Raw genomic sequence first — 10,735 nt, 5'->3', positions numbered from 1 at the left:
TAGTAGATCTTGACCTGCTCGAGGGTCTGGGCCAGTGCGGCCAGCGGGTGCAGGGCAGCGAGCGCGGCGGCGCCGCCCAGGGTGTGAAGGAAGTGGCGGCGATCGGTCATGGTGTGTCTCCTCGAAAGTTCTTTGGATCGTTCTTCAGACGGCAAATTCGGGGCGCGGCAGCCCGATGCGCGGCAGCCCCATCATGTCGCGCGCCTCGGCCGGCGTCGCCGGCTCCATGTCCATCTCGCGGATGATGCGCACGATGCGTTCGGTGAGCTGCAGGTTGGTCGCCAGCTCGCCGTGCCGGTAGTAGAGGTTGTCCTCCAGGCCGACGCGCGCATGGCCGCCGAGCAGCAGCGCGCTGATGTTGGCCTCGAGCTGCGAGGGGCCGATGCCGCTGACGCAGAAGATCGCGCCCTTGGGCAGCGTGTCCACCATCATCTGCAGGTGCCGCGGCGAGAAGGGCATCGCGTTCTGGAAGTTGCGGTGCACGTTCATCACCAGGTTGATGAAGTAGGGCGCCTCGTCCAGCCCCTCCTCGATCAGCGTGGTCGTGTCCTGCAGGATGTGGGTGGGGCTGAACACCTCCCACTCGGGCTTGATGCCGCGCGCCTTCATGCCGGCGGCGAGTTCGCGGCCCTTGGTGAGCGGCGTGTCCATCAGAATCTCGCGGCCTTCGAAGCTGAGGTTCAGCGTGGTTGCGTCCAGCGTGCACATCTCGGCGCCGGCGTCCATGCCCTTCACGCGCTCGTCGAAGGCGATCTCCCAGCGCCCGCCGGGCAGCGGCTTGATCATGTCGCCGTGCACGCCGCCGCCGGTCGAGTTGTTGAGCACGATGTCGCAGCCAGCGGCGCGGATGCGGCGGTTGATGTCGCGGTAGACCTCGGCGTCGCAGGTGGCGCCGTCGTCCGGCCGGCGCGCGTGGATCGCGGCCACGCTGGCGCCGGCCTTCCAGCAGGCCACCACGTCCGCCGCGATCTCCTGGGGCTGGGTGGGAAGATGCGGGTTCTGCGACTTGTGCGCCATGCCGCCCGTGGGGGCGATGGTCACGATCACTTTGCGCTTGGACATGGGCGTTCTCCTGTGGACGGCGCGCTATTATTTTTGGCGGCTGCCACCCCGGCAGTCATCGCGATGACATTTGAGATCAGGGTTTACGAGCCGCAGCCAGCAGGAGCGTCGATGCCGCACACCAGGCCGAGCCAGAGACCGCCGGCGTCCTTGTCGATTCCCGAGCTGCTGCAGCGATCGGTCTGGTACCCCGGGCTGGACGCGGCGGCGCAGGCGCGCGTGCTCGAGGACATGCGCGAGGAGTCGGTGGCCGCCGGCGCCGCGCTGTGCCGCCGCGGGGACACGCCGCTGCACTGGTACGGCACGCTCGAAGGCCTGCTGAAATGGTCGATGACCTCGAGCGACGGCCGCTCCGTCACCTTCGGCGGCCTCTCGGTCGGCAGCTGGTTCGGCGAGGGCACGCTGCTGCGCGCGATGCCGCGCTCTGCCGACATCATCGCGCTGCGCGACAGCCGCGTCGCGGTGCTGCCGCTCGACACCTTCCAGTGGCTGCACCGCACGCAGATGAGCTTCAACCACTTCCTGCTGAACCAGATCAACGAGCGGCTGCACTGGTTCATGGGCAACTATGCGGCGCACCGGCTGCTCGATGCCGACAGCCAGGTGGCGCGCGCGCTCGCCGGCCTGTTCCATCCGTGGCTGCATCCGGGCAGCGACGTGCACCTGCAGACCTCGCAGGAAGAGATCGCCAACCTCTCCGGCCTTTCGCGCCAGCGCTGCAACGCGGCGCTCAACCGGCTGCGCGAGGCGGGCCTCTTGCGCATCGAGTACGGCGGCATCACCGTAGTCGACCTGGAAGGGCTGCGGCGCTTCGTCGAGTAGCGCTCAGAACTTGCCCGGCAGCCGGGGCGGGCCGTCTTCCTCGCCCGTGCTCTCGTCGTCCACCGATGCGAGCTTGAAGCGGGCGGCCTCGTGCCGGCGGCTGAGATCCGCATAGCGGTCGAGCTCGGCCGCGCCGGACGGCATTTCCCGCATGCACTCGACGAAGAACTGCGACTCGTCGAAGTTCAAGCCGTGCAGCACCTCCTGGCCCTTCGAGTTGATGGCCAGAAGGCTGCGGTCGGAAAATTCGGCGCGCTGCGCGTCGGACATATCTAGATGTTTCATCGCCGGCTCCTTTTTCGTTGGGCTGCCGCTCAGGCGCTGCCGTGCAGCGACAGCGCCGCGCGCAAGCCGCCGAAGCGCCGTCGGTACTGCGGCGGCGTCAGGTTCACCTGGCGCCGGAACAGGCGGCCGAAGAAGGCGGCGTCGTCGTAGCCCACTTCCTCCGCCACGGCCGCCACCGGCAGCTCGCTGGTCTCGAGCAGGTGCTTGGCCTCCTCGATGCGCATCGTGTGCACGTATTCCAGCGGCGCCATGCCGGTCGCCAGCTTGAAGCGGCGCTGGAAGGAACGCTGCGGCAGACCGCTCTGCTGAACCATCGCGGCCACCGGCGCCGGGTCGGCATAGTGCTCGGCGATCCAGGCCTGGCAGCGGCCGATCAGCGCGTCTTCCACCTGGCTCGAACGCGCCACGCGCGCGAAAGGCTGCTGGCCGACGTGGTGCCAGTCGATCAGGAACAGCCGCGCCACCTGCATGGCGGTCTCGACGTCGACGCAGCGGGCGATGATGTAGAGCGCCAGGTCCATCCACGAGCTGCCGCCGCCGGCCATCACCAGCCGGTGCCCTTCGCCGGTGGCCACCAGTGCGCGCTGGGCCTGCACCCGCACCGTCGGATGGCGGCGCTGCATGGTCTCGCAGTACGCCCAGTGCGTGGTGACCTCGTGGCCGTCGAGCAGGCCGGCCTCGGCCAGCAGCATGGCGCCGGAGCAGGCCGTCGTCATCAGCGATCCGCCGGCATGGCAGCGGCGCAGCCAGTCGGCCTCGCGCGCGAACATCCCGGCCTCCCGGTGGTCGAGCGCGAGCAGCGATTCCGGCACGCAGACCACGTCCGGCGCGGCGCAGTCCGACATCGGCATGTCGATGCGGATCGGCAAGCCGTTGCAGCCCGTCACCTCGCCGGCGTGCGAGGCGACGATCACCGGATCGAGCACCGACTCGCCGTAGCGCCCGTTCAGCACCCACGACCAGTCGCGCCCCGCGCACTTGAACATCTCGTACATGCCGTAGACCACCGACGCGGAACTCAGCGGCGTGGCGACGATGGCGATCTGCGGGAGCGGCGCGGTGGTGGTGGCCATTGGCTGATTCGTCAGTCTTGTTGCCGGAATGGCTTCGTGCTGGGAAGAGGGGTCAATTTACGCTCGATGCGCAATCCGCTCAACCATCCCCCAAGGAGCCATTCCGATGACCACGACCCTCCGCGATGCCCACGGCCAGGCGCTTTCCACCACCGACCGCGCATCGCTCGCCGCCTACGAGCACGCGCTCGATCTGTTCCACGGCTTCCAAGCGGATCCGGTGGCCGTGCTCACCCCGGTGCTCGAACGCGACCCCGGCTTCGTCTCCGGCCAGCTGCTGATGGCCGGCATGCTGCTCGGCAGCTTCGACGGCCAGCTGCACGGCATGGCGAAAGCCTGCGTCGACGCCGCGGCCGCCAGCCCGCAGAAGGCCAGCGAGCGCGAGCAGTCGCTGATCGCAGCGCTCGGCGCCTGGAGCGGCGGCGACCTGCTGCGCGCCAACCAGCTGCTCGGCCGCCACCTGATCGACCATCCGCGCGATCTCTTCGCGCTGCAGCTCGCGCACATCGGCGATCTGTTTCTCGGCCACTCCTTCATGCTGCGCGACCGCGTCGCGCGCTCGCTGACGCAGTGGAGTACCGACGACCAAGGCTACGGCTACCTGCTCGGCATGCATGCCTTCGGCTTGGAGGAGTGCAACGAGTACGCGCGCGCCGAGGCCGTCGGCCGGCGCGCGGTCGAACTCCAGCCGCACGACAGCTGGGCCGTGCACGCGGTGGCGCACGTCTGCGAGATGCAGGGCCGCGCGGACGACGGCATCCGCTGGCTGAAGGCCACGCAGCGCCATTGGGCGACCGACTGCGGCATGGCCGTCCACAACCACTGGCATCTCGCGCTGATGCACATGGCCGGCGGCGACATGAACGCGGCGCTCGCGCTTTACGACGACGCGGTCACTCCCGCGCCCGAAGCCATCGCCCTGAACCTCAACGACGCCAGTGCGCTGCTGTGGCGCTTCACCCTGCGCGGTGCTGATGTGTCGGCGCGCTGGCAGGCCCTGGCCGCACGCTGGCGCCTGCAGGCCGCGTGGGGTGCCCACGCCTTCAACGACGTGCATGCCGTGATGGCGCTGGCCGCGGCCGGCGACGAAGGCGCGGTCAACGCGGGCATCGCCGCGATCGGCGACGCGGCCTGGCGTCCCGGCGCACAAGCTGCCGCCGCGGTGGCACTGCCTGCCGCCCGCGGCCTGCAGGCCTTCGCGGCCGGCCGCTACGCGCGCTGCGCCGAGCTGCTGCTGCCCGTGCTCGCGGCCAGCAGCCCGCTCGGCGGCAGCCATGCGCAGCGCGACCTGCTGCACCTCACGGTGATCGAGGCGGCGAGGCGGGCGGGAGACCGGGCGCTGGTGCGCGCGATGGCGGACGAGCGGGCGGCCCGTGGGGTCGTCGCGGCCAAGCCCGCGTCGCTCGTGCAAGCTTCAGTCAAGCTGGCGGCCTAGGCAACAGTGTCGGCCGGCGGCATCGCCTCGAAGCCGGGCAGCGTCCGCAGCAGCGCGGTCATCGACCTGGCCGCGAGAGCCGGTATGTCGGCGATGTCCACCCACCTGAACTGGTCCACTTCGGGGGTCATCACGCCTGAAGCGTGGTGAGGAAAGAAGCTCGTGCACCTGCATGCCGCGATGTCGCAATCGCGCGTATGCAGGACCACACGGAACAGGTGGAGATCCTTTCTGGAGAGGTACGGCATGCGCCCGAGTTCCTCCATCGAATCCGCAGCCAGTTCGATGCCCGTCTCTTCCCGGACTTCGCGAATGGCCGCCTCGCGCGCGGACTCGCCGGCTGAAGCGCCGCCCTTGGGAATGTCCCAGTGCTTCTGCCCCGTTGCGTGGGCCAGCAGGAGCTGGCCTTGCTCGTTGACGATGAGCACACCATAGGAGGTGGTTTTCATGGCTGGGATTGTCGTTCGCGGCACTCGCCATGCACACGATTTCTCCCAACTCGCAGGCGATAGTTGCTGGCGACGGTCGATCGGCTGCGCAGTTCTGCCTGCTGTCCGCGGCTGCCCTGCTGGGCGTGACGCAAATGCTTCTGAACCGCTCGGCTGCGCCGTCCCCGAGCGAGCGCCTGCAGGATTGGAACGATCTGAGCGAGCTCACCAAGGAAGCGGGGCGCTCGGCGTACCGCGCGGCCTTGATCCTGGCTGATCCGGAGCGTGCGGTGCCGCTTGGGTACTGAGCCCAAGCAGGCAGCTCAGCGCTTACTGGCACGTGTAGCTCGCAGCCAGGCTTCGATCCCCGCTCACATAGGCGATCTTCTTCGGATAGGTGCACAGCGGCCGGGCGAGCGACTTGTCCGAGTTCTGCAGCACCAGCTTGTCCGGCGCCACGCCCTTCTCGACCCAGTCCGTCAGCGCGGTGAAGAGCTGGTTCGGTGCCGGCAGCGGCGGGTTGGCCGCGGGGCTCACGCCGGCCAGGCCATTGACCGAGCCCACGCCGGCGCAATGGCCCATCGCAGGAATCGGCAGGTAGCGGTAAAACTTCTGCAGCGCGTCCATACCGCCCATCGCAGCGGCGGCGCGTTCGTAGTAGTGCCGCGTGCCCGCGTCCGGAATCAGCGTGTCGGCCAAGCCGTGGTACGTCAGCATCTTGCCGCCACGATCGCGGAACCTGGAGAGGTCGGGGTTGTTGGCGTTGATGTGGCTGAAGGAGGTCTGCAAGGCCAGGCCGCGGTCGCTGGCGTTCGCGAGCTGGTCGTAGGTGAGCGACTTCCAGCGGTTCGCGCCGTTGCCCGTGGCGTTCTTGAATGTCGGCGCGGCGATCGTCGGATCCTGCAGATTGAGCGCGACTTGGTCCACGGAGATCAGGAAGGGCGCGGGCTCGCCGGCCACCGAGTCGGCAAGGCCGAATCCCGGTGCGAGCGGGCTGTTGAGCGCCGTGCCGCGCGTGAGGCCGTACCAGAGCTGGTTCGAGGCGAGCGTCGTGCCGTAGCCGATGTCGACCGAGGGAGAGGGCACGCTGCCGTCGCGCGTCTGGCCGTACCACATCTTGTTGATGGCCTGCGCCTGCACCGTGCTCAGGCAGGCGGCCGTGGCATTGGTGCCGCCGCTGGCGGTGCAGAGCACCGCGGCGTCCTGCGCCGGGTTGTAGCTGCAGCTGCCGGGATCACTGATGAAGCCGTCGTGCTGGCCGGTCAGGTTGGCGTCGCAGGCGCTCACTGCGGCCGAAGAGGCCAGTGTGAGTTGCGCCGACGTCAGTGGCACGCCGCCGAGGTCGCGCTGCATCACGATCTGCGGATAGAGCTCGCCGGTGATGAAGGTCGTCCAATTGATGGCGCTATTGCCCGCGAGGATGCCGTCGAAGTCCTCGGGATGGACCTGCGCTTCCATGTGGCCCTGCCGGCCACCGGTGGAGCAGCCGTCCCAGTATGAAAATTGCGGCGGCTTGCCGTAGAAGCCGGCGGCCAGGGCCTTGGCCTTGACGCTCATCTCGTGGATGCCGCGGCTCGCGAAGTCAGTCCAGCCCTGGGTGTTGATGGTGCCGTCGGGCTTCATGGCGAAGGAGCCATCCAAGACGGCGAAGGGGGTCTTGGAGGCGTGGCCCGCGTCGGTGATCGCGCTGACCGAGCCTTCGGTGCCTGCAATCGTCGAAGGCCCATTGCCGCCGCCGCCGACGCGGTCGAGCGCGCTGATCGAGGGTTCGCCCGCGAAGCCGCCACCGCCGAGCACGTGGACGCGGTTGTTCCAGGCCGACTTGGCGGGCAGCCAGACCTCGATGCCGATACCGGGCGAGGTCGATGGCGCGTCTGCGGGTCCAGGGTTGCCGGGGCCGACATTGAGCTTCACGAGACACAAGTCGTTGGCGGCGGCGCTGCCGCTCGGCGTGCCGTTCAGGTTCAGGTCGTCGCCCTTCTTGAACTGCTTGACCAAAGTCACCGTGGTGTTTGCGTCGGGCTTGAACGCGGCCTTGAGCGTGTCGTCGCAGACCAGCGCCACGGGCGCCGGTGCAGGCGCGGGCGGAAACGCGAAGCCGGGCGAGCCGCCACCGCCGCCGCAGCCGAACAGTAAGGCAGTGGATGCAGCGGCCGCGCCCAGGCTGGGCCAGCGTGGCGCGGGAGGAGGCGTGAGAGGGGAAGAGCAGTTCATCGCGTTGTCTCCAGTCGTTATGGCGGCGTGCTTGTCCGCTGCCCGGGACGATAGAGTCGATGCCGGCGCGCGTATGTCGAAAAACTGCGCCGCGCTATCGGGAAGCTGCGCGATCGGCTCAGTGTTCGCGCAGGCGACCGGGGGTGGTGCCGGTGTGGCGCCGGAACACTTCGGTGAAATGGGCCTGGCTCGAGAAACCCAGCTCGAAGGCGATGTCCGCGATCGAGCGATCGGCAGCCGAGCGCAGCAGGCGCGCGGCCTGGTCGATGCGCTGCTGCTGCACGTAGCGATGCGGCGAGAGCTCGAAGGAGGCCTTGAAGGCGCGCGCGAAATGGAATGGGCTCAGAGCGGCTTGTTCGGCCAGCCGCGACACGCTCAGGTCCTCGCCCAGGTGCGCGGCGACAAAGTCGATCACGCAGGCGCGCTGCCGTGCGGACAGGCGCGGCACGGGTGCTGTCGGCGTGCTCGCGCACGCCGTGCCATGACGTTCGCGCAGAAAGCCCAGTATCGCGATCGAGAGCCCTTCCACGTACAGCGCCCCGGTGCTCGCGCTGCGGCGCGCCTCACGCAGCAGCTCGGTGCCGAGTGTCACGAGCTGCTCGTCGAAGACCTCGTGCCGTGTCTCGATGTGCAGGTCGGCCGCTTCGTCGTGCAGCAGCGCCGTCACCATTGAAGTCGGAAAGCGCAGCGCGATGCACTCTCCGGGCTGGCCCTCCCAGCGCGCATGGTCGATCTCGTAGCCGGTGTCGTAGAGCTCGATCATCGTCGGACAGGTCGACAGCATCCGCTCCGATCCGCCACGGCTGTACCAGCGCCGGCCGCGGCCGGAAGTCGCGATCAGCACCGTGGGTGCGTCGGCGTATTTCGGGCCGCTCTCGGCCTGCGCCGGAATCTGCAACAGCGCTGTGGGCACGCCCACCCATTCCTCGCGCGTGCGGGCCACAGGCTGGCCGGCCGCATCGCGCACGAGCGCCACGTCGTCGCAGAAGCTGCGGCGACGGGGCTCTCGTGCTTGCTCAGACACCGAGCAACTCCTCCAGCGCATCCGGCGCCGCCACCAGCTCGGCCGATGCGCCGTGCCGTACGATGCGGCCCTTCTCCATCACCACCGCCTGGTCCGTGTGCGCCAGCACCTTGCGCCAGTCGCGGTCGACGATCAGGGTGGCGATGCCGGTGGTGCGGATGTCGGCGATCACCCGCCAGATCTCCGCCACGATCAACGGCGCCAGGCCTTCGGTCGCCTCGTCGAGGATCAGCAAGCGCGGGTTGGTCATCAGCGCGCGGCCGATGGAGAGCATCTGCTGCTCGCCGCCCGACAACTGCTGCCCGCCGTGCGAGAGCCGCTCCGTCAGCCGCGGGAAGGTCGCCATCACGCGATCGAAAGTCCAGGCGCGCTTGCCGTCGATGCCCGCCCGCGCGCTCATCATCAGGTTCTCGCGCACCGAGAGGTTGGGGAAGATGCCGCGGCCTTCGGGCACGTAGCCGATGCCGCGCCGCGCCATCTTCTCGGGCGCCCAGCCGGTGACGTCGTCCCCGTCGAGCTTCACGCGGCCGGAGGCCGGGCGCACGTAGCCCATCAGCGAGCGGATCAGCGTGGTCTTGCCCATGCCGTTGCGGCCCAGCAGGCCGACCGAGGTGGCGGCCGGCATCGCGACGTCGACGCCGCGCAGGATGTGGCTGTCGCCGTAGTAGGTGTTGAGGCCTTCGATCTGCAGCATCTCAGTGATCCTCGCCCAGGTAAGCCGTGCGCACTTCGGGGTTCACGCGGATCGAAGCCGGATCGCCTGTGGCGATCACGGTGCCGTTCACCATCACCGTGATGCGGTCCGCGATGCGGAACACCGCGTCCATGTCGTGCTCCACCAGCAGGATCGCGTGCGTGGACTTGAGGCTGGCGAGCAGGCCCAGCATGCGCTCGGTCTCCTCTGCGCCCATGCCGGCCAGCGGCTCATCGAGCAACAGCACGCGCGGGTTGGTGGCTAGGCACATCGCGACTTCGAGCTGGCGTTTGGCGCCATGGCTCAGGGTGCCGGCGACGCGGCCGGCCACCGCGCCCAGGCCCGCGGCCTCCAGCGCCTCGCGGGCGGCGGCATTGCTGTCCTTGCAACTCTGCGAAGACTGCCAGATCGCCCAAGGCCGCGGGGAGGCCGCCTGTGCGGCAAGACGGCAGTTCTCCTGCACGGTGAACTCCGGAAAGATCGTGGTGCGCTGGTAGCTGCGGCCGACGCCGGCGAGCGCGCGTCGGAACTGCGCGCGCTTCGTGATGTCCTCGCCGTCGAGCGTGATGCGCCCGTCGGACGCTTCGATCTCGCCCGAGAGCATGTTGATCAGCGTGGACTTGCCCGCGCCGTTGGTGCCGATCACCGCGTGCACCTCGCCGAGGTGCAGTTCCAGGCTCACCGCGTTGACCGCCACCAGGCCGCCGAAGCGGCGCGTGAGCGTTTCGACTTCCAGTAGCTTGCTCATGCCACGGCCTCCTTCGGCGCCGGCCGCAGCCGGATGCCGACGATGCCCTTGGGCAGCAGCGCGACGAAGGCGATGATGGCCAGGCCCAGCGTCAACTGCCAATGGTCGGCCAGCGGCCCCACGATCGCGTGGGTGGAGAGCAGCTCCTTGAGCAGCGTGAAGGCCACGGCGCCGATCACCGCGCCGCGCAGGTGGCCCAGGCCGCCGAGGATGATCATCAGGAGCACCTCGCCCGAATTGTGCCAGGCCAAGAGCTCGGGGTTCACCACGCCGTCGCGCGAGGCGACGAGGAAGCCCGCCAGCCCGGCCAGCGCGCCCGCGATCACGAAGGCCGCGAGCTTGTAGCCGTACACCGGAAAGCCCGCCGCGCGCATGCGCTGCTCGTTGACGCGGATGCCCGCCAGCGCCGCGCCGAAGCGCGAGCGGCGGATCAGCGCCAGCAGGCCGTAGGTGAAGGCCAGCGCGCCCAGCACGAAATAGAACTGCACCCTGCGGTTCTCCATGTCCAGCGCGCCCAGCACCGGGCGGATGTACATGTAGATGCCGTCGCTGCCGCCGCCCAGCGCCGTGTCGTGGAACACGAAGAAGGCCATCTGCGCGAAGGCCAGCGTGACCATGATGAAGTACACGCCGCGCGTGCGTAGGCTGAGCGCGCCGGTCACCAGTGCGTAGGCGGCTGCGCAGCCCATCGCCATCGGCAGCAGCACGGCGATGGAGCCGCCGTCCTTGCCCGAGCCCAGCACCGTCGCATAGGCGCCGATGCCGTAGAAGGCCGCATGGCCCAGGCTCACCAGGCCGGTCATGCCGACCAGCAGCTCCAGGCTCAGCGCGAAGATCGAGAGGATCATCACCTTGACCACGAGGTCGCTGAGGTACGGGCCCAGGAAGGGCCCGAGCACAGCGAGTGCGATCGCGCAGATCAAGGGAAGGAAAAGGGAGAAGTTCTTCAT

At 69.0% G+C, this 10,735-nt stretch carries 13 protein-coding genes; 3 read left to right on the top strand and 10 right to left on the bottom strand.

The features are described 5' to 3' along the window. Nucleotides 1-110 (bottom strand): Hpt domain-containing protein (locus AC3A6B_RS28295; protein WP_487839963.1); only part of this gene is annotated, 110 nt, incomplete at its 3' end. Between the two features lie 34 nt (nt 111-144). After that, on the bottom strand, nt 145-1,062 hold the full coding sequence (locus AC3A6B_RS28290) for a beta-keto acid cleavage family enzyme (RefSeq protein ID WP_487839961.1): 918 nt from the start codon (nt 1,060-1,062) through the stop codon (nt 145-147). Between the two features lie 111 nt (nt 1,063-1,173). Between AC3A6B_RS28290 and AC3A6B_RS28285 the strand changes: the two genes are divergently transcribed. Next, a complete protein-coding gene (locus AC3A6B_RS28285; protein WP_487839960.1) occupies nt 1,174-1,884 on the top strand; it encodes a Crp/Fnr family transcriptional regulator in 711 nt (236 codons plus the stop codon). 3 nt (nt 1,885-1,887) lie between these two features. On the opposite strand, the gene AC3A6B_RS28280 is transcribed toward AC3A6B_RS28285, so the two are convergent. Both AC3A6B_RS28280 and AC3A6B_RS28275 read right to left on the bottom strand, forming a co-directional pair. Beyond that, on the bottom strand, nt 1,888-2,169 hold the full coding sequence (locus AC3A6B_RS28280; RefSeq protein ID WP_487839959.1) for a hypothetical protein: 282 nt from the start codon (nt 2,167-2,169) through the stop codon (nt 1,888-1,890). A 29-nt stretch (nt 2,170-2,198) separates the two neighbouring features. Further along, nucleotides 2,199-3,242, bottom strand: coding sequence for a GlxA family transcriptional regulator (locus AC3A6B_RS28275; RefSeq protein WP_487839958.1), 1,044 nt, complete (start codon nt 3,240-3,242; stop codon nt 2,199-2,201). Between the two features lie 106 nt (nt 3,243-3,348). Here AC3A6B_RS28275 and AC3A6B_RS28270 point away from each other — a divergent pair, with 106 nt between their 5' ends. Continuing rightward, nucleotides 3,349-4,677, top strand: a complete 1,329-nt coding sequence (locus AC3A6B_RS28270) for a tetratricopeptide repeat protein (RefSeq protein WP_487839957.1) — start codon at nt 3,349-3,351, stop codon at nt 4,675-4,677. On the opposite strand, the gene AC3A6B_RS28265 is transcribed toward AC3A6B_RS28270, so the two are convergent. Continuing rightward, entirely contained in the window at nt 4,674-5,126 is a 453-nt protein-coding gene (locus AC3A6B_RS28265) for an NUDIX hydrolase (protein ID WP_487839956.1), read from the bottom strand. The genes AC3A6B_RS28270 and AC3A6B_RS28265 overlap by 4 nt on opposite strands. A gap of 29 nt (nt 5,127-5,155) precedes the next feature. On the opposite strand from AC3A6B_RS28265, the gene AC3A6B_RS28260 reads away from it, so the two are divergent. Then, a complete protein-coding gene (locus tag AC3A6B_RS28260; RefSeq protein ID WP_487839955.1) occupies nt 5,156-5,413 on the top strand; it encodes a hypothetical protein in 258 nt (85 codons plus the stop codon). Between the two features lie 22 nt (nt 5,414-5,435). On the opposite strand, the gene AC3A6B_RS28255 is transcribed toward AC3A6B_RS28260, so the two are convergent. The 5 genes from AC3A6B_RS28255 to AC3A6B_RS28235 all read right to left on the bottom strand — a co-directional run bounded on the left by AC3A6B_RS28255 (nt 5,436) and on the right by AC3A6B_RS28235 (nt 10,735). Continuing rightward, entirely contained in the window at nt 5,436-7,319 is a 1,884-nt protein-coding gene (locus AC3A6B_RS28255) for a tannase/feruloyl esterase family alpha/beta hydrolase (protein ID WP_487839954.1), read from the bottom strand. 118 nt (nt 7,320-7,437) lie between these two features. After that, nucleotides 7,438-8,343, bottom strand: a complete 906-nt coding sequence (locus AC3A6B_RS28250; RefSeq protein WP_487839953.1) for a helix-turn-helix domain-containing protein — start codon at nt 8,341-8,343, stop codon at nt 7,438-7,440. Then, a complete protein-coding gene (locus tag AC3A6B_RS28245) occupies nt 8,336-9,037 on the bottom strand; it encodes an ABC transporter ATP-binding protein (protein WP_487839952.1) in 702 nt (233 codons plus the stop codon). The genes AC3A6B_RS28250 and AC3A6B_RS28245 overlap by 8 nt, the downstream gene beginning before the upstream one ends. A gap of 1 nt (nt 9,038) precedes the next feature. Next, nucleotides 9,039-9,785 carry an ABC transporter ATP-binding protein gene (locus AC3A6B_RS28240; RefSeq protein WP_487839951.1) on the bottom strand — a complete coding sequence of 249 codons (747 nt, stop codon included), beginning with the start codon at nt 9,783-9,785 and terminating at the stop codon, nt 9,039-9,041. After that, the gene (locus tag AC3A6B_RS28235; protein WP_487839950.1) at nt 9,782-10,735 is read right to left on the bottom strand and encodes a branched-chain amino acid ABC transporter permease; all 954 of its coding nucleotides are present in this window, start codon (nt 10,733-10,735) and stop codon (nt 9,782-9,784) included. The genes AC3A6B_RS28240 and AC3A6B_RS28235 overlap by 4 nt, the downstream gene beginning before the upstream one ends.

The organism is Variovorax sp. Soil_C_33, from assembly GCF_057656935.1.
The sequence above is the reverse complement of the archived record's forward strand: the minus strand, read 5'-3'. Positions and strand labels throughout refer to the sequence as shown.